Raw genomic sequence first — 24,758 nt, 5'->3', positions numbered from 1 at the left:
TTCAAGCTTTCTTTTGTTATAAATCGGGCAAGAAATATTTTCAGGACTTATACTAACGTCCTCCATAAGGTTTACGATGGCACTTTTGATTAATGATGAATGTATTGCGTGTGATGCCTGCCGCGAAGAATGCCCGACTGAGGCTATTGAAGAAGGCGACCCGATCTATATCGTCGATCCGGACCGTTGTACAGAGTGTGTCGGCGTCTATGATGAACCTGCCTGTATCGCCGTTTGCCCGGTTGACTGCTTTGAGCTCGATAAAGACAATGTTGAAACCATTCCCGAGCTTCAGTTCAAATATGCACAAATCCTTAAAGAGTATGAAGAGTAATTTCCTCTTCTCTCTTACCCTCCCTTAACTCCCCTTTACCTATAATATCTCCATAACTATTTCGAGTCAGTTCCTAACAATTGGCTCATCTTTGAGGCACAACAGTATGGCAAAACGCACCGCAGTTATTGATATTGGTTCCAACTCTGTCCGCATGATCATTATGGAAAAGACAAGCCGCTTTGCTTTCCACCTGCTACACGAGGTCAAATCACGTGTACGCATCTCTGAAAACGCCTACCAGAACGGCGGTGAACTTCAAGAAGAGCCAATCCAGCGTGCCATCTCTGCACTTAGGGACTTTATGCAGATAGCCCACTCCTATGACGCGCGTAAGATACTCTGCGTTGCTACATCTGCCGTGCGTGATGCAAACAATAAAAAAAGTTTTCTGTCGCGGGTTCGAAAAGAGTTGGGCCTTAATATCAAAGTGATCAGCGGTGAAAGGGAGGCTTATCTTGGCGGGATCGCCTGTGCCAATCTGCTTCCGCTGAAGGATGCTATGACGCTGGATATCGGCGGCGGCTCCACGGAGTATGCCTGTACGCAAGATGCCAAAGTGCTCTCCTCGGATTCACTGGACCTGGGAACCGTGAGGCTCAAAGAGCTCTTTTTTGACAAGAACGACATCAAAGGGGCAAAGGCCTATATCGACAGTGTACTTGAAGGCCTTAAAGCAGGTAATCAAGAGGATATCATCGGGGTCGGGGGAACCTTTCGTGCGTTGGCACAGATCATAATGAAAAAGAAAGCCCATCCTCTTGATAAACTGCACGGTTTTACTTTCAATGCCGAGGATATGGTTGCTTTAGGCGAAAAGATCATCAATGCGAAAGATACGGCCGCACTCAAAGCGCTCGGTGTTAAAAAAGAGCGTTACGATGTCATCAAGCCCGGTACCCTTATTTTGCTGCGCATCATCAAAAAAGTAGGGGCCAAAAGACTCATTTCAAGCGGTGTCGGCTTAAGGGAAGGCCTCTATCTTAGTGATCTTCTGCGCCATAACAAAGATGTCTTTCCTGAAAACTTCAATCCATCACTCACCTATCTGCTGGATCAGCACAGCCATAATGCCGCGCAGCGTAATCTCCGTGTCAAACTGACAAAAAGACTTTTCATGCTTTTACATCAGGAACTCGCGCTTGATCCGACATTAGAGAAAAGCCTCCTGATCGCGGCCAAACTTGCCAAGGTCGGGGCCGCGCATAACTTCTACCACTATCAACAGCACAGTCATTATCTTGCCTTGAGCGCCCTTGAGTACGGTTATACCCATCAGGAGATTGCCCTGATCTCCATGCTGCTGCTCTATCAGCTCGGGAAAAGCCCGAAGAAGAGTTACATCGCAGAGTATCAAGTCCTGCTTCCGTCAATAGATACCATCAAAAAACTGAGCTATCTCTTGGCGCTTTCGGATGCGTTGCTTACCGATCATCCTTCGAAAATCGATTTTGAACTGCGAGTAGAAAACAGCACCCTGGTAGTAGTACCTAATAAAAGATTGGCCTATTTGGCCAAGGAGAGTGTTCTTGCTCTAGGCGACGACACGATAAAGGTTGCGTTCGCTCTTTGAGCCCGCTCTTTTTACAGAGAGAGATCGGCAGCGACGTCGAAGCTGCACAGCGTCAATGAGTCTGATTAAAAACGCTGTCCGATGGTGAACTCAAAGTGGGAGATATTATCATTGCTGTCCGCATTGACAGGGTTCGCGAAGACCAGCTGAAGAGGTCCTACCGGTGAGAACCACTCCAGACCTGCGCCGTATCCCATACGAAACATTTCGGGCACATTGCCAAGCTCAGGACGGTCTGTTTTGATCCACCCCAGGTCGTAAAAGACGGAAAAACGCATTTTGGCTTTCGGTACAAGCGGAAAGCTCACCTCAATGTTGCTTGAAGCGGTCTGTGTCGCTGATACACGCACGGCATTACCCTCTTCATCTATAATATACGGCAATGAGTAGGACTCATATCCGCGTACCGAACCAAGGCCGCCCATATAAAAACCTTCAGCCTGCGGCAAAAAGCCGGTGTCTGCTGCAGCATAAAAACGCCCCTTGAAACGGAAGATAGCATCAAATCCGAGGTAAGGTTCCAAGCCGTTGTATTTGTTCAGGGTAGAACGGCTTTTAAAGAAGTTGGCATCCCCGCCGATACCGGATTTTTCAAATGACTGCGAGATCGCCCATCCGCTTCGCGGAAGATAATAGTCATCGGTGTTGTCGAAATTGGCACTGACCGTGACCGAGCTTTTGTTATAGCTCTCAAAATAGCGAACAAGCTGCGGGTTGAGTATAAAATACTCCGGATCGATATCCTCGTAACTGACGGCCGCGTAGTTGTAACCGAGATATCCCGAGATAAAACGTGTGAAGCGGTGGCCCGCACCCAATGTCACCCCATCCGTATGGACCGTATAGTCATTATACTCGTAGATCGATTTGTAGATGGAAAAGTTACCGCTGAAGTCACTGTCGTTAAGACGCGGGTTCGAGATGTTGAACGAGTAGTTCTGCGTACGCTCAGAGTGTTCCAGTTTGATCCCCACATTGATACCCGAGCCGAAGATGTTACGGTCATTGACCCCGACGCTCAACAAGATACCGCCGTAAGAGCCGTAACCGCCGCCGAGCTGGACATTGCCTGTCGGTGCTTCTTTGACTTTCACAATAAGGTCCATCGTTTTTTCGTCGATACGCTTCTCTTCAATGGTCGAACTCTCGAAATACCCGGTACGCCCCAGCGCATTTTTAGAGTCGCGAAGGTCGGTCAGGTTATAACGTTCACCCGGTCCAAGGTAGAGCTCACGGCGGATAATTCGGTCGAGAGTACGCCCGTTACCGGCAATGACAACGTTGCGAATATAGACCTTTTCGCCCGGCATAATGCGAAAAACAACCTCAACAGTTTTGTTCTCTTTGTCTTTACGCAGATCCGGCACGACCTCAACAAAGGCATAACCTAAATCCGCGATCTTTGTCTTGATACGGTCAGCATCTTCACGAAAGGTCTTGATATTGAAAGGTTCCTGCAGTTCCAGCTGGACTACTTCACGCAAGAGTTCATTATCGATCACCTGTTTCTCTTGAGAGAGCACGATACCACTAGTACGGTAGACATTGCCTTCAGAGACCTGATAGCTCATCTGCGCCGTGTATGAGTCGAAATCGACACGTACGAACGGCTCGTCGACTTTGGCATCAAGATAGCCGTTCTGCATGTAGACATCACGCATACGAAGCGGATCGTACCCCAGTTCTGCCAGCTGCATCTTCCCGTCGTTACGGCCCCAAAACCATCCCATCCACTGATGCGCTTTGTTAGCGATAGAAGCTTCAAAAACGTCCGGTTCCAACCCTCCGACACCTTCATACTGCATCGCTTCGATGATGATGGTCTCACCCTCGTTGACTTTGAACTCGACCGCGACACTGCCGTTATCGAGGTACTCTGTCTCTATTTCAACGACCGAGTCGATCTTCCCCTCTTGCGAGAGGGCTTCGATGATGCGTTTTTTAGCGGCCTGAAGACGTTTATCATCATACAGGGCCCCTTTTTTGATCTGCAGCAAGGAGTCCTGAACCTCTTTGTCACTCTCTTTCCAGCCGCTCATCTTGATCTTCGAGATGATCGGCTTTTCGACAAAGTGAAATGTCAGGACACCATTCTCCTCATCAGCCCAGATATCGGTAAAGTAACCCTGATCAAAGAATGCTTTTATACTCTTATCAACATTTTCAACATCAAGTTCATCGCCCACCTCGACTTTTAACATGCTTTTGGCAATAGACTCGGAGATGTGGACCATCCCCACAAACTTAATATCGGTGATCGTTGTTGCAAACAGTGGCAAAGAAAGTAAAAGGGCCGAGGCGGCTTGAAAAAGCTTCATCCATATCTTTCGTCAGTATCTCTAAAAAACCGGCTCGTCACCACCGCGCTTTTTAGAAATACTCGTATCATAATTTAGGCTGAGATTTTAACAACAGAAGCATTAATGCTGGGTAAATATCAAGGATTTCTAACATATTAAGAGATATCATTACGCAAACATTAAGTTAAAATCTCAAATGAACAAATCTATGGGACTGCTCTGTACAGGGTTCACATTCTTTTGTCCCGTTTGATTTGCTTTTTTCGACATAATTGCTTAATCAGACAATCACAACTTAATCGCATTGAAATACACACCTAAATAAAGGTTTATTATGAAAATCGGTATTGTCGGGCTGGGGCTGATGGGCGGTTCCCTTGCCCTGAGCCTCCGCAAACTCTCTTTTGTCTCCAACATCTATGGTCTTGACCATAACACGGAGCACCAAAAAGAGGCGCTTCGGCTTAAACTGGTTGAGAAGATCATCGGTTTTGATGAACTTTGCACCCTTGATCTGATCATTTTGGCTATACCTGTCAACGGCATTATCAAAAGCCTCCAGGCACTGGAGGGCAAGATCTCCGAAACAACAACGATCATCGATCTCGGCAGTACCAAAGAGGTTATTGTCAAAGCGGTACCGCCATCCATACGCAAAAACTTTGTTGCCGCGCACCCGATGACAGGAACAGAGCACAGTGGCCCAGGCGCTGCGTTCGCCGATCTCTATAACGATCAGGTCGTCGTACTTTGCGACCTGGAAGATTCAGGCACCCTGCAGCAGGAGACAGCCGTACGTATCTTCTCGGGCATTCATATGCGTCTTAGCTACATGCATGCCCATGAGCATGACCGCCATGCTGCTTTCATCAGCCATATGCCGCATGTCATCTCCTACTCTATTGCCAACTCCGTCCTTTCCCAGGAAGATCGCTACAACATCCTTGCCATGGCAGCCGGAGGGTTCCGCTCAATGAGCCGTCTTGCCAAATCTTCTCCGGATATGTGGGAGGATATCTTCAAGCAGAACAAAGCGAACCTTCTCGATGCAATAGAGACCTTTCAAAACGAACTTGAAGAGTTCAAAAAGGAGATCAAAAACGATGCGTGGCAAGAGGTACGCGAAAAGATGCTCAAAGGCAATAAACTCGACGAAATCTTCTCTTAAGAATATTTCTTCAACAATTTTTTCAATACTCTTTCATCGATCTTCTCATCTTTACCCTCATAGAGAAACGCTTCGAGTTTTACGATCATCGCCTGCACGTCAGGCGCATCTTTATGCATCAGCAGTACGCGTAGAACACGCCTGTAATCCGCAGCAGAGACTTTCTTTGCAGCGGGAACCGTTTTCACGTACCTTCGCCACGGCAGCATGAAGAGCAGTGCCGCACTCGCCGCGCCCAAAAGATAGATCACAACGGCCTGCACCATATTTATTCCTTCACCTTTTTGCTTAAGGGCATGCTCTTCTTCAATCGTCTCTTCGCTTTTCTGCGCATCAATCACATAAATAGATACCGGCTGCGTCTGTACCCTTTTCACACGCCTCTCTTCAAGATCAAAATAGTCCAAAGTGATTGGAGGGATCGTGAAATTGCCCTCTGCGATAAAAGTGAGCTTTTGACGCCAAAGTTCCTGCCTGCCGGCACCCTTCTCCTCAACTCTCGGATCACCTGATAATACCTCAACACCCGGCACCGTCGGCCTGAACGCAGGTATGTCCTCAAAATTACCGGTACCTCGGATGAGGAGTTCCGCCTCCAGCGGCTTCTTCGCCTCCACCCTGTCTGCGTCAAGCTCCAGCGCCATTGAAAAATCGCCCACCATTGTAATATCTGCAGGCAGAGCCTTCACCTCGAGCTCCAGGGCGTTGGAGTAGTAGCTCTGCCAGACGCGTTCATCTTTCGGGTTTCCCCAGCCGTCGTCTCTTTGATAGTCCGCCGCGATCTTCATCTCGGCCGGATAGATACGCAAGGTGCCCGCTTGCTGCGGCACCATCAGATAGCGGGTTGTCGCAACACTATAAAGCCCCTCTTTTGTGTAGAGAGTCTCAGATATTTGTTTGATCCAAAGATGCTCTGTCTCCGGCATGATGAGTGAAGTATTCCTTTCATCCATTAACGCTCTTATTTTAAAAACGGCTTGAACCTCAAAGAGTTCTCCGACGTACAACTCTTTTTTGTCACTTTGAAGTTCAAAGAAGATGCTGCTGTCACCTTTGCCGTCAACCTCGATCTTTATCGGCTGGGAATAGCTCTCAACACCATCCACCTCAATGGCGATCGGCGCGATCACGCAATCCGACTCGGGCCGAAAACGGTACTGATAAATCTCCGCCTTCTGAAACCCGCCTTCACCACTCTCGGCCACCGTCCGATGCGCATGCTGCTCTATCCCGACACCACACAGCGTTGTCATCGGCGGCATTGAAAAGGTCTTGCCTTCAACCCGTAATATCAGGGCGACGGCTTCGCCCTTTTTTACCGTCGTCTTATCCACTCTTGCCGTTACGCTTGCATACAGCGCCGTACCGATCAGAAGAAAAAACATTAGTCTACCAGGGCTTTTCATCATCGCCCCCCTCATCGGGATCATCGACTGCTATTTTGTAGGGGTGCAGGCTTTGATGCTCGCCCAGGATTTTCAGCCACTTTTTCGCTTCTCTGTCGCTCATCCCCCTCTCTTCCTCTTGCGACAGGGCAGTAACACCCGGTACCTTTTTGACGTCAGCTTCCGGGGTCATCTTGGCTGATCGTGCTGCGGCAGCTGCAGCAGGCTGCTTGAGCGCTCTTCTATCTCCCTTTCGTAACAGCTCTTCCACCATTGCCAAGTTTTCCCTGCTCGCTTGATCTTCCTGAAATCGCAACGCCTTGTTATAGGCCTCCACCGCTTTTTTCAGATGCGCCTCATCACCGAGCTTCACCAGGGCATTGCCAAGATTATGATACAAGAGGTGATTCTTTTGTGCTTCGACAAAATGGATAGAATTGTAGAGCCCTATCGCCCTTTCATAACGTCCAAGCCTGTACAAGGCATTTGCCTCGTTATAGATCGCTTCCGCACTTTTGTGCTCTATGCCATAGCGGTGGTAGCCTTTCGCACTGGCGCGAAACGCTTCATTTTCATACGCCGATTTTGCCTCATCAAGATTCCTGTAGTCGAACAGAGAAGCTTTGAGCTGCGCCGGCTGCACCAAGTTCACCGCTAATAACAGAAGTGCCGGAAGATGATAACGTTCGCCCTTGCCAAAGGAGCTGGTTGCGATCAGCAGCATCAGCATCGCCATGCCGATAAAAAAGACAAAGAGATGAAAATAGATCGGTTGCTCTTTCTCCGAGGGGTTCAACTTCTCACCGCTGATCTTCTGAAGGAATGCATTCATCTCCATACTTTCGATGCTGACGAACGTACCGCCACTCTCCTCAGCCAGCCGGCTTATCCCCCTATTGAGGCGGCTTATGACAACACGTTCTGCACTCTCTTTGCGCAAACCGCCTCCGGATTCACGCAGAGGCGCTCCCCTGTCGGTGGCCACACCAAGAACAAAGACCTTGATACCCCGCTCTTTGGCAAAAGCGATCTCTCTTGAAAAGGCTTCGCTGTCTCCGCCGTCACTTACGATCAGAAGCTTCTTCTCCCCGTCCTGAGCAAAAAGTTTGTCAGCCGCTTTTAACAGCGTCAGTATATTAGTTCCCTGCTCACTGATGTGTGTTCCCTGCAGACCTTTGAGAAAAAAAGCAATACTCCGATGATCAAGCGTAGGCGGCGAAAGCAGATAGCTCTCTTTGGCAAACGCCAGCAGACCGATCTGGCTCGAACGCGCCGCCTGCAAAAGCTCCAGAAGGGTCAACTTTGCACGTTCAAGCCGGGTAGGATAGATATCGTCACACAGCATCGAATCGCTGATATCGAGTGCGACAAAAAATGCGTCGTCCTTCACCTGCACCTTGGCGATCCCCTTCTCTATGACGGGGCCGGCGAGTGCCATGATGATAAAAAGGAACATCAAAAAGTAAAAGAAGTTTCTGACCCGCGTAGAGAGTCTGTTTGTATCGACACGCAGTTTTTCCAGTATTTTTGGGGAGAAGAGCTGCTCTTGCACCTCGCTTTGGGTGAGCAGAAGCGCAAACAGGACGATCAGGACCGGCAGCATCATATAGATAAACTCAGGGTACAGGAACGTCATAACCACCCTCTCCTGTTACGCAGATAGACATACAGAAGCAGGGTAAAAAAGGCTAAAAAGAGGGGGTAGAGATAAAAGTACTCTTTAAACGTGTAGTCATAACGTTCGATCTCCGATCTTTCCAGCGCATCGATCTTTTCATAGACACTCTGAAGTTCCTGCGCATTCGTTGCCTTGAAACTTTCGCCGCCGCTCTCTTCGGCAATGTACCCCAGCAATGCGCCGTCATATTCGTTTTCACCGCCGATGCCGATCGTATAGAACCTGACCTCCTCTTTTCTGGCCAGGGCCATTGCCGCGTGCAAAGGTATCTTTATATTCGCCGTGTTGTGCCCGTCACTCAGGAGTATCGCGATTTTGCTTTTTGCCTCTGACTCGCTTAAGAGCCTGACAGCCTGTGCAACCGCTTCATACAGGGCTGTTGAACGTCCTGCTATGCCGACATCAAGATGGCCCACGACCTGCTGGAGGATCTTTTTGTCATATGTCAGCGGCGAAGCGACGAAGGCGTAGTCGCCAAAGAGCACCATGCCTAGGTTGTCCTCCTTGCGCGAGGCGATAAAATCGTTGGCGATCGCTTTGACGACATCGAAGCGGCTCTTTTCAGGCCGGGTCGTGTCAAAGCCTTCCGCTTTCATCGATTGGCTGGCATCGAGCACCAGGGCGATAGCATAGCCTTCGACGGGAGAAAGTTCCAAAACAGAATCTTTGACAGGCGACATGATGGCGAGGGTGAGCAGCACAATACTCAGCCATTTCAGGATCCACATCCATGTGGAGACCTTTGCCGTCTCGCGGGTCAAAACCGCTGCACGGGGGAAATAGATCGCCGAAGAACGGAGCTTGCAGTAGGCTTCACAGGCGATATAGATAAAGATAAAAGTCACGACTTTCGGGTACTCGAAATAGAGCCCTTCAAACATCGATCATCCCGAGATAGATATTGTAATAACTCTTGCTCTCCTCATCTATAGCCTCGACTCTCTTTCTGTATTTATAGCGGTTGAGACGTACAACCAGGTTATCATAGGCTTCATGCAGCCGCTCGGAATCATCGGCAAAGACACGCCCGTGGTCGGTGATCGCGTAAGCGGCTTTTTTAGGGTCGCTAAAGTCGATATTCTCAAGCGCCGTATAATGGATTTTCCTGAGATTGAGTGTTTGACGGCTTCTTACGAATCTGTAAAGCAGATAGAGCCCGCCCGAAAACAGGAGAGTTGCAATGATGATGATCACGCTCAACAGAACGAACGAGTTGTCCGAAACCTCCATCAACGGCTTTATGTCGTGCAGCGGGATATCATACGAACCGGGAATCATATCTGTCCTTCAAAGAGACGCCGCAGTGCGATGGCACTGTTCTCGTCGGTATAGATCTTTGTAAAACGCACCCCGTCTTTTCGAAGTGTACTGTAAAGGGTTCTGTCGTGTGCATGCACTTTTTTGGCATAGGCATCAACGCTCTTCTGCGAATAATCACCCTCAAGCTGCACGCCTGTTTCGGGATCGCGAAGAGAGGCAAAGCCCATCACCGGCGGTTTCTCCTCCAGCCTGTCACGAACGATGATGGCGACCACTTCGTGTTTCTTGGCCAAAAGCTTGAAGTCCGGCAGTTCAAAGAAATCGGCCACCACCAAAATCAGCGAACGCCTGCGCACCCGTTTGTACAGCGTCTCGGCCAGCCCCTTGTAATCTGCAACTTTGTTGATCGGATCAAACTGCAATATCTCATCAACGCTTTTCGTGACCGATGAGACCTTTTTGGTCGGCCTGCTTTCGCTGTAAAGCCTGTCGGCATAGATATGGGTGCTTAAAAGATCGCCGTTATGCAGGATCGCGTAGGAGAGGTTCGCCACGATCTCGGCAATGAGCTCCTGCTTGAATTTTTTAGCGCCGAAATGGACGCTGCCGTTAAGCATCGTTGCAATGACGATATTGAGCTCACGCTCCTCTTTGAAGATCTTGATATAGGGCGTTTGCATCTTCGCCGAAATGTTCCAGTCGATGTGACGGATATCATCACCCGGCATATACTCGCGCAGCTCGATGAAGTCATACCCCTCGCCGTGAAAAATGGAGGGGTTGTTGCCGATCATCTCGCTGAAGACCTGACGGCGCGCCCTGACAAGGATCTTGTTTAGTGTTGACACGCAATCCTCCTAGGGAATCGGCACCGCCGCAAGGATCTTCGCGATCAGCTCATCGGTCGTGATACCTTCCGCTTCGGCCTCATATGAGAGCACGATGCGGTGGCGCATCAGCTCTTTAGCCACATAGGCCACATCCACCGGCGTCACAAAATCCTTGCCGCGCAGAAAGGCCATCGCTTTGACCGCCTTGAACATATCGATGCTCACACGCGGGCTGGCACCGAACTGGATATACTCGGCTATCTCTTCAAGCCCGTACGCTGCCGGGTCACGTGTGGCAGCAACCAGTTCGATCATATAGCCCTCCACTTCCCGATCGATATGGATCGCTTTGACCTGCGCCTTCATGGCGGCCAGCTCCTCTTTGTCCGCCACGGCCCTGATTTCCTGTGCCTCGCCGTTGGCTATGCGGCGCGCGATCTCAAGCTCTTCCTCTTTGGTGTTATAGCCCACGACCAGTTTAAGCATGAAACGGTCAAGCTGAGCCTCGGGCAGCTGATAGACTCCCTCCTGCTCAACCGGGTTTTGCGTCGCCATGACAAAGAAAGGCTTATCAAGCGCGAAACTCTCTTCACCGATGGTGACCTGACGCTCCTGCATCACTTCCAAAAGCGCCGACTGCACCTTGGCTGGAGCCCGGTTGATTTCATCGGCAAGCAGAAGGTTGGTAAAGACGGGACCGTGTTTGATCTTGAAGGCGTTTTTCTGCGGATCATAGATCTCGGCACCCAAAATATCAGAAGGGAGCAGGTCCGGTGTAAACTGTACCCGTTTAAAGTCCAGTCCCAGGCTCTTGGCAAGCGCATTGACCGTTGTCGTCTTGGCCAGACCCGGAATACCTTCGATCAATATATGGCCTTCACAAAGGAGCCCGATCAGCAGACCGTCGATCATCTTCTCCTGACCGACGACGACCTTGGCAACTTCACTTTTTATCGTTTCGATTTTACTTAACATCTCTACCCTTTAACATTTGGTTATTGTATCCTTAAGTGATTAATTACTTTTTAAAAGTGCTTTGAGCTCTTTTTTAAGATCACGAAGTGATGCCTTTTCACCCAAGACGTCATACTTCTCAATAAGGGCTGCATACCGTTCATCATCCTGCATCACCAGCTTTGTCAAGAGGCTCTTCACCGATCGACACGCCTCAATCTCCTCTTCAAACTCTTTCGGCTGCTTTTTCACCCGTTTGAATCGGGCTGCGAAACCTCCGATCACCACCCCGGATATAAAGGTCAAAAGGTAATAGAGATAGGACCAGGACCACCCGACAGCCGCCTCTTCCTGCATCACTTTGTCAAGCAGTTCTTCTCTTGCATACCCCTCTTTCACCTCGACTTGAAAGGCTTCTGAGCGGAGTACTACGCGCTCTTTTCTCCCGATATCAAAATAAGCCAGCTCTATCGGTCTGATCGTAAAGCTCTTCTCGCCTACAAGAGAGAACTTCTGCTCCCACTCCCCTTTGAAACCTTCTTCGGTCAGGCGGTAATGTTTTTCACCCGCTTCGCTGAAGATCTTGACACCATCGATACTAAGGTTGATATCTCTCATCTGGTCAAAATCGCCTTCACCGCTGACATGTACATCGAGGTGCACCGGTTCATACGCCTTTACCTCGTTCTTATCAAGAGTAACATCAAGCGCAAAGCGTCCTGTCATCCTCTCGCGATGATCAAGGACCTCCAGTTTGACAACAGGTAGTACCACCTCTTTATCACTAAAGGCATACCCCTGTACATTGTCGCGGCCGATGACAGAATTTTCGATCGAGGCTTTGGTCGTTTTACGCATCAATGCCGTTAAACGTATCTCTTTTTGCCCCGCCTTTTTCGGAAAGAGAACATAACGGTACGTACTGATCCGTTTTGCATCTTTGATATTCTCGATCTCACCCAAAGAGAGCATGCGGTACTCATCAGTCTCACCCTCGGGAGTAAACTCTATCACGTAGAGATAGGCTTTATCACTAAAATTACAGGTGTACTCGATCTCGACCGCTTCATTGACATAGACGCTGCTTTTGTTGGTTTTGAGGCTCCACACATAGGGCTCATTTCCATGGACAAGAGAGGTGATAAAAAGAAAGATAACACCCCAGATACTACCACGGTTTTGTCTCATGCACACTCCTTTGATTGATCAGTTCATACTGCTTTGACGAGAGTCTTGACTTTCCGCCTGAAAAGGAGATACGCTCCTCGCCCTCCGTCTTTTTACCGCCGGCCCCTTTGGAAGAATCGGCATCACTCTGTTGGTTGGAACCCCCGCCCTCTTTTTTCTTAGCGCTTTCAGGCGAGCTCTCGCTCTGTGAATCCTGGGCCCGTTTTTTCCCCTCCTGACGGCCTGTCAGCATATGATCCTGCTCTTCAGCTTTCGCAATAAAAGCCAGATTCTCATCCGCCTCTTTGTCATAGTTCAGCGTCAAGGACTTTATCAGCATCTCTCTCGCCTTGGCAAACTCTTTGAGACGTATATAGCAGTTTGCCATATTAAAATAGAGCCTGGCTTTGAAATCCGGATCACTCGTCCGAATGCGCATAAAGCCGTTGAGTGCATTTTCATATTCACCTTTTCTATAGTAGCTCGATGCCGTATTATAGCGTGCTGCATCGCTCTCTATCTTGGAAAAAAGTGCTGCCGCACTTCGATAGTTCTCTTTCGCATAATCCCGCTTTGCCGCCTCAAAATAGTAGGCCTCCAACAATGAGGCTTGTGCGTTAATACCGAAAAGCAGCAGCAGTACGGAGAGGGCTCTAGAGATCTTTTTTCCTAAAAAAGTAAACGCCAGCATCGCAAAAAGCAGTGCTGAAGCAGCGAAATAGTAAAAAAGCTCGTTATACTGCATCAGTTTGGTGTTAGAGATAAAATCCTCCTGCTTTTGCGAAGCGAGGGCATCTTCGAGCGAAGAGAGGCTTTCAACAACAGCGCCGCCGGACGCTGATGCCACCATTTCGATGGCATCGTTGCGCGATGTAACAACAATATGGCCCTCTTCATCTTTGACAACCTTCCCGTTTCGGTCTTTGAGCGTGCTTCCACCATGCGTACCTAAAAGGACGACATTGACGAGAAGTCCATTCTCTTTTGCAAAAGAGGCCTCCTCATTGTAATTAAGTGCATCGCCTCCATCGCTCAGCAGCACCACAATCGCTCTTTTGCTTTTAGACATCTTTCTGGCGAGTTTAAGCGCCGGCATCAGCACCGTGCCTTTGGTCATGATCATAGTCTCGTCCAAACCTTCAAAAAGATGCAGTAAGAGTTCCCTGTCACTGCTCAACGGTGAAAGAATAATCGCATTGGTGGTGTATCCTATGATCCCGTAACGGTTTTTGCTCTCTGCCTCTATAAGTTCTTTAAGCATCGTTCTGGCTGCTTCAAGACGGCTGGGGCTAACATCATCTGCCTGCATGGAAAAAGAGAGGTCAAGTGCAATGATAATGTCGCTCCCGCGCTCTTCGACATCAATAGGCTCCTGCTCAAGCACCGGACGAGAGAGTGCGACGACAATAAAGGTAACAGACAGGATCAACCAAAGATGCTGCCTTAAAAGAGTGGCTGCGTGTTTTGGTCCTCTTGGCAAAAGCAGCAGTGCCAGCGGTAGAAAGAGCCATAAATAGTGCGGTTCCAGCAGTATCATGCACGGCTCCTCTGCCAAAGTATAAAAAGGAGTACGGCCAGAGCGCCCAGCAAAGGCCATTGAAAATAGTACTCTTTGACCTGAAACTCCCGGCTTTTAATGCGGGACTGTTCCATCGCATCGATTTCTTCATAAGCCTTTTGCAGCTCTTCTTTATTATATGCGGCGAAGAAATGGCCGCCGCTCTCTTCGGCGATCTTTTCCAGAAGGGCTTTGTCGAATTCCCCTTTGTTGCCGATACCTATCGTGTAGATCTTTATCCCCTCTTGTTTTGCTAGCTCAGTCGCTTCCTTAGGAGAGATGCGGCCGCTGTTATGCTCACCGTCAGTCAGCAAAATAACAACCCTGCTTTTAGCCTTGGACTCCTTTAAAGCACGCAGCCCCATCACAATGCCTTCACCTATTGCCGTATTCTGTCCCGCCATCCCGTGTGAAAGATAACCGATCATCTCGGAGACGATCTCTTTTTCATAGGTCACCGGCGATGCGATAAAAGCAAAATCGCCAAAAAGCACCACTCCGACATTGTCCTCATAACGTTTCATCACAAAGTCCTGCGCGATCTTTTGCGTGATCTCAAAACGGCTGTCGCGGGAGTTTTCATCAAACCCGGACGCATTCATTGAGCCGCTGCCGTCAATAGACAAGACGATATCGATCCCCTTGCGGTTTAACGGATCCGTCTTGTCAATGATAATAGGTGATGCAACTGCAGTCATCAGGAAGAGAACAGCAGTGATCTTAAGTATCCACTCCCAACGCAACAGTTTTGTATGTGTCGTAAAAAAATCCAGGTGGACAAAATACCCCTGCACTATTTTCTCTTTACAGCGGTAAAGACAATAGAACAGAGGGAACAACAGTAAGAGGAGATAGGGGTACTCAAAAGTCATGTCGGATTTTAGCATAACGTAGCGCAAGTGTTAATGCAAAAAAAAATACTAAATTCGTCGATTTATTAAAATATCAGAAATTTTACATTTTTTTCAAAAAAGTATTGACATTGTTTGTAGTTTTCCCTATAATTCCCGTCCACAAACGATGAGATTCAAAGTTTGTAAACGTCCCGTTAGCTCAGTTGGTAGAGCATCTCACTTTTAATGAGGATGCCGATGGTTCGAGTCCATCACGGGACACCACTTTTTTGTGGCTCCATCATCTAATGGTTAGGATTCAAGGTTTTCATCCTTGCCATAGGGGTTCGAATCCCCTTGGAGTCACCACTTCACTACTTTAAAATTTTCAAAATACAATTAAAAACATCTTCATCATATAAAATAGAAAAATGTGTGACCGGATATACACTGTGATGTGTTCTTTCCATACCTTCGGCAAGGGTACTTTCAACACTTACAACGCCGTCGTTTTCGTCGCTGAACAAACGGCCGAAGAGTGTCCATTTTGAACTGTTCCCTGCAATGACATGATAATCGTTTGGAATGTATTGTAAATTGTTGAGGAAATGAGAGTTACTTCCCAGTTCCAAAAATGCTGGGCCAAGATACCATCTTAATGGCGAATATACTCTCAACCTGTCTACCAACAGTGAACCTTTATTCGGCGGGGCCAGTGCAATAACTTTCCCTTGGTTCCGACACCAATACCGATAGAGAAGATTCCGAGCCAGAATTCCACCCAAAGAATGGCCTATCAGATGAACGTGCCGGTATACGCCTATCTGTTTATTCTGAATTTGGTCGTGAATAAATGCCGTCACCGTCTCAATATTATGATATCGAGATGGGTAATCGATATTGTAGACATCATAGCCGTTCTCATTCAGACGTCTGGCCACTTTTGCCATAAAATATGCATGAAGACCCAGACCATGCAGCAGAACAACAGCTTCGTGTTTAGGAATACGCATTATTACAATCCTGTCTACCTAGTGCCAATATGTCAATTCTCTTTCACCCTGATCCGTCACTATTCTTATCAACTGTATTGGAATAAAAAAGATATCGTCAGAACAATAACCATTATACTACAGCAGCTTGGAATTTGGAACTAAAAAATGTCCATGTATTTCATGATCATTCATTATTGGATCTGCTTTTTTATGACAGATACTAAAGGTAAAATACTAAAAAGATGATATAGAAGCCATACTGAGTATTTTTTACTATATGATAGATGGAAGTGAGATTAAAAACAATAGAAACAGTCTCTGTGGTGGATTTGTTGCGATAAGTAAGTAAATATAACCTGGAGCATGCTGGTGGTATATTATAAGTAATAATTTATTTTAATGCATTGAATATTGAAGTAAGTCCAAGGAGTGGGGTATCAGATAAAGAATAATCCCGAAGAATGATTTGTAATGAGTAAAGTAAGAATAGATAGAAGCGAAGCTACAATGCCGCCGATATGGATGTGAAAAAGTTTATAATAATTGTAGATGATTGAAGTTTAAAAGTTGAAGTAAATCCGAGAACTAGGCGGCGACCTACGTTTCCACACCTGAAAGGTGCAGTATCATCAGCGAAGGGAGGCTTAGCTTCTGGGTTCGGAATGGAGCCAGGCGTTTCCCTCTCTCTATAGCCACCTAGACAATCGGAAGTAAAAGCATCGAGATGATCTTACTTCCAACTGCTTGGATATATTGGAGTAGTTAATTATTGTCAGTCAACAGGTTTTGTAACTATAATCGATTCATGCTGCTCATTCGATATATACTGAATAAGGCAGTGATTACGCAATTATGAAAGAAAAAGACGAACGGACTATTAGTACTGGTCAGCTAAACATATTGCTATGCGTACACACCCAGCCTATCAAGCTTGTAGTCTTCAAGCGTCCTTCAGGGAAAGTTCATCTTGGAGTTGGCTTCCCGCTTAGATGCTTTCAGCGGTTATCACATCCGTGCGTAGCTACCCAGCGATGCTCTTGGCAGAACAACTGGTGCACCAGTGGCACGTTCACCCCGGTCCTCTCGTACTAGGGGCAACTCTCCTCAACTTTCCTACGCCCACGGAAGATAGGGACCGAACTGTCTCACGACGTTCTGAACCCAGCTCGCGTACCGCTTTAAATGGCGAACAGCCATACCCTTGGGACCTGCTCCAGCCCCAGGATGCGATGAGCCGACATCGAGGTGCCAAACCTCCCCGTCGATGTGAGCTCTTGGGGGAGATCAGCCTGTTATCCCCGGCGTACCTTTTATCCTTTGAGCGATGGCCCTTCCACACAGAACCACCGGATCACTATGACCGACTTTCGTCTCTGCTCGACGTGTATGTCTCACAGTCAGGCTAGCTTATGCCATTATACTCTACGATGGATTTCCAACCCATCTGAGCTAACCTTTGTAAGCCTCCGTTACTTTTTAGGAGGCGACCGCCCCAGTCAAACTACCCACCAGACATTGTCCTCGCACGAGATAATCGTACCAAGTTAGCTATCAGAATATTCAAGGGTGGTATCTCAAGGATGCCTCATCATGAACTGGCGTCCATGAATCAAAGGCTCCCACCTATCCTGCACATGAATATCCCAATAGCAGTGTCAAGCTATAGTAAAGGTGCACGGGGTCTTTCCGTCTTTCCGCGGGTAGGAGGAATTTTCACCTCCACTACAATTTCACTGGATTTACTGTTGAGACAGCTCCCATCTCGTTACGCCATTCATGCAGGTCGGTATTTAACCGACAAGGAATTTCGCTACCTTAGGACCGTTATAGTTACGGCCGCCGTTTACTTGTGCTTCAATTCACCGCTTCGCAAAGCTAACGGATCCTTTTAACATTCAAGCACCGGGCAGGCGTCACACCCTATACATCCTCTTACGAGTTAGCAGAGTGCTGTGTTTTTGGTAAACAGTCGGGAGGGACTCTTTGCTGCGACCATGTAATGCTTTCGGGAGCAAGTCCCTAAACATTTATGGCACACCTTATTCCGAAGTTACGGTGCTAGTTTGCAGAGTTCCTTAACAGTAATTCTTCCACGCGCCTTAGAATACTCATCTCACCCACCTGTGTCGGTTTACGGTACGGGCAACGGTTGTTCTCATTTAGAGGCTTTTCTCGGCACGACGGCATCATCGATTCTCCTCGCTAGCCGAAGCTATTGAAGAGCCTGTAAGATCTCGGTCTAATGTACAGCGGATTTTCCTACTGTACAACCTACGTCCTTCGACCCACTATTCCATCAGTGAGCTCGATTAGCCCTATGCGTCCCCCCATCATTCAAACAAACAACCGTCGGTATCGGAATATTAACCGATTTGCCATCGTCTACCCCTTTCGGACTCGACTTAGGTCCCGACTAACCCTACGATGACGAGCATCGCGTAGGAAACCTTGGGTTTACGGCGAAGAGGATTCTCACCTCTTTTATCGCTACTCATGCCTGCATGCTCACTTCCAAACGCTCCAGCACTCCTTACCGGTATACCTTCAACGCTGTTTGGAACGCTCTCCTACCACTCGTACAAGTACGAATCTAGAGCTTCGGTGACTGTCTTAGCCCCGTTATATTTTCGGCGCAGAATCGCTAGACCAGTGAGCTGTTACGCTTTCTTTAAAGGATGGCTGCTTCTAAGCCAACCTCCTGGTTGTCACAGCAACTCCACATCCTTTTCCACTTAGACAGTACTTAGGGACCTTAGCTGCTAGTCTGGGTTGTTCCCCTCTCGACATAGGATTTTATCACCCTACGCCTGACTCCCGAGGTTACACATGAAGTATTCGGAGTTTGATAGGGTTTGGTACCGCTGTATGCAGCCCTAGCCCTGTCAGTGCTCTACCCCTTCATGCTACTGCTCGAGGCTATACCTAAATATATTTCGGAGAGAACCAGCTATCACTAAGTTTGATTGGCCTTTCACCCCTATCCACAAGTCATCCGAAGACTTTTCAACGCCTACCGGTTCGGTCCTCCACCGGCTCTTACACCGGCTTCAACCTGCTCATGGATAGATCACTTAGTTTCGGGTCTGCAGCATCTGACTAATTCGCCCTATTAAGACTCGCTTTCGCTACGGCTTCTCGTTTGATTAACCTTGCCAGATACCACAACTCGCAGGCTCATTATGCAAAAGGCAGTCCGTCACACGTATATATAATCGTGCTCCGAATGATTGTAAGCCATAGGTTTCAGGTTCTATTTCACTCTGCTCACCGCAGTTCTTTTCACCTTTCCCTCACGGTACTGGTTCACTATCGGTCTGGTAGTAGTATTTAGGATTGGAGGGTGGTCCCCCCGGCTTCAGTCAAGATAACACGTGTCCCGACCTACTCTGGATCCTGCTAGCGTTCTTCTGATTTCGACTACGAGGCTATCACTCGCTATGGCCCGACTTTCCAGACGGTTCGTCTATCATCCAAACTACATATCGCAGTCCGCAACCCCAAGCACAAGTGCCTGGTTTGTCCTAATCCCATTTCGCTCGCCGCTACTATGGGAATCTCGTTTGATTTCTCTTCCTTCAGGTACTGAGATGTTTCACTTCCCTGAGTTCGCCCCCCGTAGGGTAACATGAATCGCTCCATGCTGGGTTGCCCCATTCGGAAATCCCCGGATCAAAGCTTCTTGGCAGCTCCCCGAGGCTTTTCGCAGCCTAGTACGTCCTTCATCGCCTCTACCAGCCAAGGCATCCACCTATGGCCCTTAATATCTTTATTCTAATTTGCGTATTCACTACCTTATCAATATACATCAAATAAAGCAGTCAATGAATTAATTGTAGTTACAATTTTGTTGACTTTGACAATAATAAGTTAAATAACATCTAGACTTCTAAAAGTCTAATTCAAATACTTCGTTTAGTACTTGAATTAAACTTCTAACCTCTAATGGTGGAGAATAGCGGGATCGAACCGCTGACCTCCTGCGTGCAAGGCAGGCGCTCTCCCAGAGCTAATTCCCCATCCGGTCTTCGTGATCTTTACATGGTGGGCCTAGGAGGACTTGAACCTCCGACCTCACCCTTATCAGGGGTGCACTCTAACCAGCTGAGCTATAGGCCCTAATTAATATGTTCAAATAACATAGATCACTGAAAACTAAGTAAGTAGACACGTTAACTCTTCTAAGACGTGAGATTTTCTTTGAGTTCGTCAATCGAATGCGAACTCGTTACTCTAGAAAGGAGGTGATCCAACCGCAGGTTCTCCTACGGTTACCTTGTTACGACTTCACCCCAGTCGCTAATTCCGCCGTAGAGGGTAGCTACTTTAGCATCCCCGCTTCGGGCGAAATCAACTCCCATGGTGTGACGGGCGGTGAGTACAAGACCCGGGAACGTATTCACCGTAGCATTGCTGATCTACGATTACTAGTGATTCCAGCTTCATGTTCTCGAGTTGCAGAGAACAATCCGAACTGAGAGACGCTTTGTGAGATTGGCTCCACCTCGCGGTATCGCAACTCTCTGTACGCCCCATTGTAGCACGTGTGTAGCCCTAGCCATAAGGGCCATGATGACTTGACGTCGTCCTCACCTTCCTCCTCCTTGCGAAGGCAGTCTCGCTAGAGTGCTCAGCCGAACTGTTAGCAACTAACGACGAGGGTTGCGCTCGTTGCGGGACTTAACCCAACATCTCACGACACGAGCTGACGACAGCCGTGCAGCACCTGTTTTCAAGCTCCCCGAAGGGCACTCTCTCATCTCTGAAAGATTCTATCAATGTCAAGGCTAGGTAAGGTTCTTCGCGTATCTTCGAATTAAACCACATGCTCCACCACTTGTGCTCCCGTTCTGTCCTCCCTCTATTCCTTTGAGTTTTAATCTTGCGACCGTACTCCCCAGGCGGAATGCTTAATCTGTTAAGTGCATCACCGAAGAGACAAGCTCCCCGACGACTAGCATTCATCGTTTAGGCGTGGACTACCAGGGTATCTAATCCTGTTTGCTCCCCACGCTTTCACGCCTCAGCGTCAGTAATGTCCCAGCAGGTCGCCTTCGCTTTCGGTATTCCTAGTGATATCTACGGATTTTACCCCTACACCACTAATTCCACCTGCCCCTTCCATACTCTAGGTTCCCAGTTTCAAGTGCAGTTCTATGGTTGAGCCATAGGATTTCACACCTGACTTAAAAACCCGCCTACGCGTCCTTTACGCCCAGTGATTCCGAATAACGCTTGCTCCCTCCGTATTACCGCGGCTGCTGGCACGGAGTTAGCCGGAGCTTATTCATCAGATACCGTCATTTTCTTCTCTGATAAAAGGAGTTTACACACCGAAATGCGTCATCCTCCACGCGGCGTTGCTGCATCAGGGTTTCCCCCATTGTGCAATATTCCTCACTGCTGCCTCCCGTAGGAGTCTGGTCCGTGTCTCAGTACCAGTGTGGCGGATCATCCTCTCAAACCCGCTATGTGTCATCGCCTTGGTGAGCCATTACCTCACCAACTAGCTGATACAATATAGGCCGATCCCTTAGCGAAAAACCTTTCCCGACTTGCATTAAACAAGAAGGAGTATCCGGTATTAATCACCGTTTCCAGTGGCTATCCCAGACTAAGGGGCACATTACCTATATATTACTCACCCGTGCGCCACTCGTCAGCAAGAAGCAAGCTTCTCCTGTTACCGTTCGACTTGCATGTGTTAAGCACGCCGCCAGCGTTCATTCTGAGCCAGGATCAAACTCTCCATAATTAATTATGTAAAGACTGCCTAAGCAGATTACTGATCTTATGCCCAAGATTTTAAAATCATTGGCTATAAAAAATAGTGTCAATTTCAATCTAAGTATTTAAACTTCAACTGAAATAGACGGTTGTGTTTTTGTGTCTTATAAAGTTAACTTCCAACCCCGAAAGGTCAGTGTCAAACTTACTTAGTTTTCAATGATCTCAAACTTTTAAAAAGCTTCAACTCGAAGTCTTTCTCGTCTCTCTTTCAAGCGACTCATCGTTTGTGGACGGGAATTATAGACAAATCAAAACCCTATGTCAAGAGCTTTTCGCGCGAATTGTCAAATTTCTTGAAATTTGTAAATATCCTTTACTGAAGAGCCCTTTTTATGCCAAAGCGATCGATGGCCAAGAGCAGTACAGGAAGGATTAACAGATCGGTCAACAGCGACAATATCATCAACGAGGCTCCGTACCCGCCTATCAGTTCCAGTGAGGGGACATCCGTCAGCGTCAGAAGCACAAAAACACCTGTCAGAACGATGCCGCCGATGATGACCGGAACACCGGCATAGAAGAACATGATTTCCAGCGCGTGTTTCTGCGTCCGTCCAAAGAACCGGCTCCGGTAATATTTATAGGCAAAGTGGACCGTAGCATCTGAAGCAAGTCCCACCGTAATCGTCATGGCAATCAGCACCTCCAGACTCAGCACTATATTAAAGATGTTCAGAAAGAGGGTAAACCAGATAATCGGGATTGCATTGGTGATGAAACCGACGAAGACCATCTCCTTGTTTCTAAAAATCCACCCCATTATTACCCCTATCATAATCAAAGCCGTTCCCAGCGATATGCCCAGCATCGCCACCTTATCTATTTTCGCGCTGTCAATGATACTGTTAATGTCCGTAAAATAGATAGGTATTTTATGATAGTTCTGCAGCCAGTGTATAACACTGTTCTTATCGATATCTTCCAGACTGACGCGCAGCCGCAAGGTGTCATTATTGATCAGATTCTCTTCCAGGCCGTAAAGTTCCAGGAAAAAAAGTGCCTGCATATAGTTTTGTTCACTAAAAATATCTTTTTGACCACTGGCCTCATTAAAGAGCTTCATGACACTCAGCAATGAGTAGACCTCTTTGACACCGTCATTCTCTTTTTTCAATGCTGTTTCGAAAGCATCGATCTTTTTCAGCAGATCCAGGTCAACTTCATTATAAGGAACGGATATGCTGATAATATCCTTCTCTACATTTTGGGCGAAGAGCTTCTCTTGCACAAAAAGGAGCTGATAAGCACCTGCAATCAATACAATAGTCGAAGCACCCAGGAAAAACTTGAGATAGTTTTTATTGTAATGAATCTCGCGGTTGGCAAAGATGTAACAGTAACGTGCGAACTCGACTTTCGGATGCTTCACCCGGAAGTAGCTCAAAACGGCAGGCAGCAGTGTCAGGTTCAGCAGATAGGCAAACCCAGAGGCCAGAATGACACTCAGGCTCAGCTGCTGCACAATAATGGAGTCGACAAAGAGAAGCGGTCCCAACCCGATCAATGTAATAAAAGTTGTCCAAAAAGCGGGGCTGAGATTTCTGTTGATCGTTTTGAGCATGGCGCGCGAGGTATCCGCCTTATATTGCGACACATGCCAGCGGTAATAGAAATAGAGATAATCTACAAGTGCAATACTCACAACGATCAGTGTCATCGAGATATGCACTTTGTTGCTTCCGCTCACCACAAAGCTGAGGGTAAAGGTTGCAACCAGGGTCAGGGTGATGATCATCAGCGCAGCCAAAGCCGAGATATAGTTATGAAACAGCAGACGGAAAAAAAGTATAATGGTAAAGACCACTGCCATGGCGTAGAGAATATAATCACTCAGATTCGCATCGGCATCCGGTTCGGAATAGCTGTACGCATACGGTATCTTGACGCCGTCAAGATTCACAGGCTTGCTTGAATAGATATAGTAGGCAACTTTGGTAAAGTCGTTGTTGACAAAGTTCTCATAGCGACCGTCAAAGACTTTTACAAACGCCTGCAGCGCTTTTGCATCCATCATTCCCAGATGCGTCGCTTTGACCAGTGAAGACCCCTCGCCGCTGCTCTCGTTATAGATACGGTACGAACTGCAGAGGGATTCAACATGACGGACCCCGTCCAAAGATTCCAGCCGCTTCTGGAATTGGTTGAGTTTCGCTTTGACCCCTTCATCAAAGGTATCCAGTGAAAGGACTAGCCTCCCGATATGATCTGCTTCGTACGACTGCATCTTGGTACGCTGCATCTCTTTTGATTCGTTTAACCAGAAAAGGGCATCCGAGGTCATGAATTCCGGACGGTATAGAAAGAGCGACAGAACCGTGACGAAGAGATAACCCAGAATGATCTTCAATCGGTGTTTTTGCACTTTCTCCACATAGGAGCTGACCTTCGGGGTGTGGTAATACATAACTATTGGCCTCTCTTTTTCTTGGGCTTTTTGACCATGATCATATAGGGTCGTTTATAGACATCCAGTTTTCTGGCTACCGCTTCGATCGCTTCTATCTTTTGACGCACCGCAGCACTGTTGTGCTCGGTTGTCTCGACCTCTTCACGTTTGACCATGACTTTGAGCAGCAGCTGCAGAGGATTCTCGGCAGAAAATATCGTAGCGACCATCGCTTCAGAATGCAGACGCGGAAGGGTATAGAGATAGAAGTTGTAGCTGTAACGCGAGCGCATCTTCTCGCTCTCGGCAACCATCTCGACAAAATTGCGCGAGTGCGGGCACAATGGGTCGATAAAGACATGCACCTTGACAGGACCACTGCCCAGATGAAGCGCCTCCGTTTCAATCGTTTTCAGCAGAGGTAGGCTCTGTGACAGCGGAAGCTTCACATGCACCTTACCGTCATCAGCAATCAAATGTGTCAGCATAACAACAGTAATAAAAAAGAGTATACTAAATAAACGCATGTTCTAAGAATAACGGTTATGCG

Annotated in this window: 16 protein-coding genes, 4 tRNA genes and 3 rRNA genes; 5 read left to right on the top strand and 18 right to left on the bottom strand. The window is 47.7% G+C overall.

What is annotated here, in order from left to right; all coding sequences use genetic code 11:
• The first annotated feature begins 76 nt into the window (after nucleotides 1-76).
• Both WCY20_RS03750 and WCY20_RS03745 read left to right on the top strand, forming a co-directional pair.
• The gene (locus WCY20_RS03750) at nucleotides 77-334 is read left to right on the top strand and encodes a YfhL family 4Fe-4S dicluster ferredoxin (RefSeq protein ID WP_345977092.1); all 258 of its coding nucleotides are present in this window, start codon (nucleotides 77-79) and stop codon (nucleotides 332-334) included.
• 106 nt (nucleotides 335-440) lie between these two features.
• Nucleotides 441-1,907, top strand: a complete 1,467-nt coding sequence (locus WCY20_RS03745; protein WP_345977091.1) for a Ppx/GppA phosphatase family protein — start codon at nucleotides 441-443, stop codon at nucleotides 1,905-1,907.
• Nucleotides 1,908-1,972: 65 nt separating this feature from the next.
• Here the strand turns inward: WCY20_RS03745 and bamA are convergent, their stop codons facing one another.
• Nucleotides 1,973-4,225, bottom strand: coding sequence for an outer membrane protein assembly factor BamA (gene bamA, locus WCY20_RS03740; protein ID WP_345977089.1), 2,253 nt, complete (start codon nucleotides 4,223-4,225; stop codon nucleotides 1,973-1,975).
• Nucleotides 4,226-4,541: 316 nt separating this feature from the next.
• Here bamA and WCY20_RS03735 point away from each other — a divergent pair, with 316 nt between their 5' ends.
• On the top strand, nucleotides 4,542-5,375 hold the full coding sequence (locus tag WCY20_RS03735) for a prephenate dehydrogenase (RefSeq protein ID WP_345977087.1): 834 nt from the start codon (nucleotides 4,542-4,544) through the stop codon (nucleotides 5,373-5,375).
• Here WCY20_RS03735 and WCY20_RS03730 read toward each other — a convergent pair.
• From WCY20_RS03730 to WCY20_RS03690, 9 genes are read right to left on the bottom strand one after another with little or no spacing between them, the layout of a single operon-like run.
• Entirely contained in the window at nucleotides 5,372-6,784 is a 1,413-nt protein-coding gene (locus tag WCY20_RS03730; protein WP_345977086.1) for a BatD family protein, read from the bottom strand. The two genes, WCY20_RS03735 and WCY20_RS03730, sit on opposite strands and share 4 nt — an antisense overlap.
• Complete coding sequence (locus tag WCY20_RS03725; RefSeq protein WP_345977085.1) at nucleotides 6,765-8,396, bottom strand: VWA domain-containing protein; 1,632 nt, start codon at nucleotides 8,394-8,396, stop codon at nucleotides 6,765-6,767. Before WCY20_RS03725 ends, WCY20_RS03730 begins: the two co-directional genes overlap by 20 nt.
• Nucleotides 8,393-9,319 carry a VWA domain-containing protein gene (locus tag WCY20_RS03720; RefSeq protein WP_345977084.1) on the bottom strand — a complete coding sequence of 309 codons (927 nt, stop codon included), beginning with the start codon at nucleotides 9,317-9,319 and terminating at the stop codon, nucleotides 8,393-8,395. Before WCY20_RS03720 ends, WCY20_RS03725 begins: the two co-directional genes overlap by 4 nt.
• A complete protein-coding gene (locus tag WCY20_RS03715; RefSeq protein ID WP_345977083.1) occupies nucleotides 9,312-9,716 on the bottom strand; it encodes a hypothetical protein in 405 nt (134 codons plus the stop codon). The genes WCY20_RS03720 and WCY20_RS03715 overlap by 8 nt, the downstream gene beginning before the upstream one ends.
• Nucleotides 9,713-10,546, bottom strand: a complete 834-nt coding sequence (locus WCY20_RS03710; protein WP_345977082.1) for a DUF58 domain-containing protein — start codon at nucleotides 10,544-10,546, stop codon at nucleotides 9,713-9,715. Before WCY20_RS03710 ends, WCY20_RS03715 begins: the two co-directional genes overlap by 4 nt.
• A gap of 9 nt (nucleotides 10,547-10,555) precedes the next feature.
• A complete protein-coding gene (locus WCY20_RS03705) occupies nucleotides 10,556-11,503 on the bottom strand; it encodes a MoxR family ATPase (RefSeq protein ID WP_345977081.1) in 948 nt (315 codons plus the stop codon).
• Between the two features lie 39 nt (nucleotides 11,504-11,542).
• Nucleotides 11,543-12,670 (bottom strand): hypothetical protein, encoded by a 1,128-nt coding sequence (locus WCY20_RS03700; RefSeq protein WP_345977080.1) that lies wholly within the window; start codon nucleotides 12,668-12,670, stop codon nucleotides 11,543-11,545.
• Nucleotides 12,651-14,186, bottom strand: coding sequence for a VWA domain-containing protein (locus WCY20_RS03695; RefSeq protein WP_345977079.1), 1,536 nt, complete (start codon nucleotides 14,184-14,186; stop codon nucleotides 12,651-12,653). Before WCY20_RS03695 ends, WCY20_RS03700 begins: the two co-directional genes overlap by 20 nt.
• Complete coding sequence (locus tag WCY20_RS03690) at nucleotides 14,183-15,079, bottom strand: VWA domain-containing protein (RefSeq protein ID WP_345977077.1); 897 nt, start codon at nucleotides 15,077-15,079, stop codon at nucleotides 14,183-14,185. The genes WCY20_RS03695 and WCY20_RS03690 overlap by 4 nt, the downstream gene beginning before the upstream one ends.
• Before the next feature lie 170 nt (nucleotides 15,080-15,249).
• Between WCY20_RS03690 and WCY20_RS03685 the strand changes: the two genes are divergently transcribed.
• Together WCY20_RS03685 and WCY20_RS03680 are read left to right on the top strand one after the other, a co-directional pair.
• A tRNA-Lys gene (locus WCY20_RS03685) sits at nucleotides 15,250-15,325 on the top strand.
• A gap of 9 nt (nucleotides 15,326-15,334) precedes the next feature.
• Nucleotides 15,335-15,409 (top strand) — tRNA-Glu (locus WCY20_RS03680).
• A gap of 5 nt (nucleotides 15,410-15,414) precedes the next feature.
• Here WCY20_RS03680 and WCY20_RS03675 read toward each other — a convergent pair.
• From WCY20_RS03675 to WCY20_RS03640, 8 genes are all read right to left on the bottom strand, one after another.
• On the bottom strand, nucleotides 15,415-16,053 hold the full coding sequence (locus tag WCY20_RS03675) for an alpha/beta fold hydrolase (RefSeq protein WP_345977075.1): 639 nt from the start codon (nucleotides 16,051-16,053) through the stop codon (nucleotides 15,415-15,417).
• 566 nt (nucleotides 16,054-16,619) lie between these two features.
• A 5S ribosomal RNA gene (gene rrf / locus WCY20_RS03670) occupies nucleotides 16,620-16,735 on the bottom strand.
• A 156-nt stretch (nucleotides 16,736-16,891) separates the two neighbouring features.
• Nucleotides 16,892-19,806, bottom strand: a 23S ribosomal RNA gene (locus WCY20_RS03665).
• 172 nt (nucleotides 19,807-19,978) lie between these two features.
• Nucleotides 19,979-20,051 (bottom strand) — tRNA-Ala (locus WCY20_RS03660).
• A gap of 23 nt (nucleotides 20,052-20,074) precedes the next feature.
• Nucleotides 20,075-20,151 (bottom strand) — tRNA-Ile (locus WCY20_RS03655).
• Between the two features lie 118 nt (nucleotides 20,152-20,269).
• A 16S ribosomal RNA gene (locus WCY20_RS03650) occupies nucleotides 20,270-21,787 on the bottom strand.
• The 16S, 23S and 5S rRNA genes sit together here with 2 tRNA genes alongside, the layout of an rRNA operon.
• 348 nt (nucleotides 21,788-22,135) lie before the next feature.
• Nucleotides 22,136-24,226: an MMPL family transporter gene (locus tag WCY20_RS03645; protein ID WP_345977073.1), complete on the bottom strand. Its 2,091-nt coding sequence runs from the start codon at nucleotides 24,224-24,226 to the stop codon at nucleotides 22,136-22,138.
• Between the two features lie 2 nt (nucleotides 24,227-24,228).
• Nucleotides 24,229-24,696 carry a hypothetical protein gene (locus tag WCY20_RS03640; protein ID WP_345977071.1) on the bottom strand — a complete coding sequence of 156 codons (468 nt, stop codon included), beginning with the start codon at nucleotides 24,694-24,696 and terminating at the stop codon, nucleotides 24,229-24,231.
• Nucleotides 24,697-24,758: the final 62 nt, after the last annotated feature.

This window comes from Sulfurimonas sp. HSL3-7 (assembly GCF_039645985.1).
GTDB lineage: Bacteria > Campylobacterota > Campylobacteria > Campylobacterales > Sulfurimonadaceae > Sulfonitrofixus > Sulfonitrofixus jiaomeiensis.
Note: the sequence above shows the minus strand (reverse complement) of the source record. Positions and strands in the feature narration are given on the sequence as shown.

Excerpts from the sequence above, each read along its gene's own strand:
- WCY20_RS03690 (WP_345977077.1), bottom strand. The coding sequence starts at position 15,079 with ATGACTTTTGAGTACCCCTATCTCCTCTTACTGTTGTTCCCTCTGTTC.
- WCY20_RS03695 (WP_345977079.1), bottom strand. The coding sequence starts at position 14,186 with ATGATACTGCTGGAACCGCACTATTTATGGCTCTTTCTACCGCTGGCA.
- WCY20_RS03645 (WP_345977073.1), bottom strand. The coding sequence starts at position 24,226 with ATGTATTACCACACCCCGAAGGTCAGCTCCTATGTGGAGAAAGTGCAA.
- WCY20_RS03640 (WP_345977071.1), bottom strand. The coding sequence starts at position 24,696 with ATGCTGACACATTTGATTGCTGATGACGGTAAGGTGCATGTGAAGCTT.
- WCY20_RS03720 (WP_345977084.1), bottom strand. The coding sequence starts at position 9,319 with ATGTTTGAAGGGCTCTATTTCGAGTACCCGAAAGTCGTGACTTTTATC.
- WCY20_RS03735 (WP_345977087.1), top strand. The coding sequence starts at position 4,542 with ATGAAAATCGGTATTGTCGGGCTGGGGCTGATGGGCGGTTCCCTTGCC.
- WCY20_RS03715 (WP_345977083.1), bottom strand. The coding sequence starts at position 9,716 with ATGATTCCCGGTTCGTATGATATCCCGCTGCACGACATAAAGCCGTTG.
- WCY20_RS03730 (WP_345977086.1), bottom strand. The coding sequence starts at position 6,784 with ATGATGAAAAGCCCTGGTAGACTAATGTTTTTTCTTCTGATCGGTACG.
- WCY20_RS03705 (WP_345977081.1), bottom strand. The coding sequence starts at position 11,503 with ATGTTAAGTAAAATCGAAACGATAAAAAGTGAAGTTGCCAAGGTCGTC.
- WCY20_RS03750 (WP_345977092.1), top strand. The coding sequence starts at position 77 with ATGGCACTTTTGATTAATGATGAATGTATTGCGTGTGATGCCTGCCGC.
- bamA (WP_345977089.1), bottom strand. The coding sequence starts at position 4,225 with ATGAAGCTTTTTCAAGCCGCCTCGGCCCTTTTACTTTCTTTGCCACTG.
- WCY20_RS03745 (WP_345977091.1), top strand. The coding sequence starts at position 441 with ATGGCAAAACGCACCGCAGTTATTGATATTGGTTCCAACTCTGTCCGC.
- WCY20_RS03725 (WP_345977085.1), bottom strand. The coding sequence starts at position 8,396 with ATGACGTTCCTGTACCCTGAGTTTATCTATATGATGCTGCCGGTCCTG.
- WCY20_RS03700 (WP_345977080.1), bottom strand. The coding sequence starts at position 12,670 with ATGAGACAAAACCGTGGTAGTATCTGGGGTGTTATCTTTCTTTTTATC.
- WCY20_RS03675 (WP_345977075.1), bottom strand. The coding sequence starts at position 16,053 with ATGCGTATTCCTAAACACGAAGCTGTTGTTCTGCTGCATGGTCTGGGT.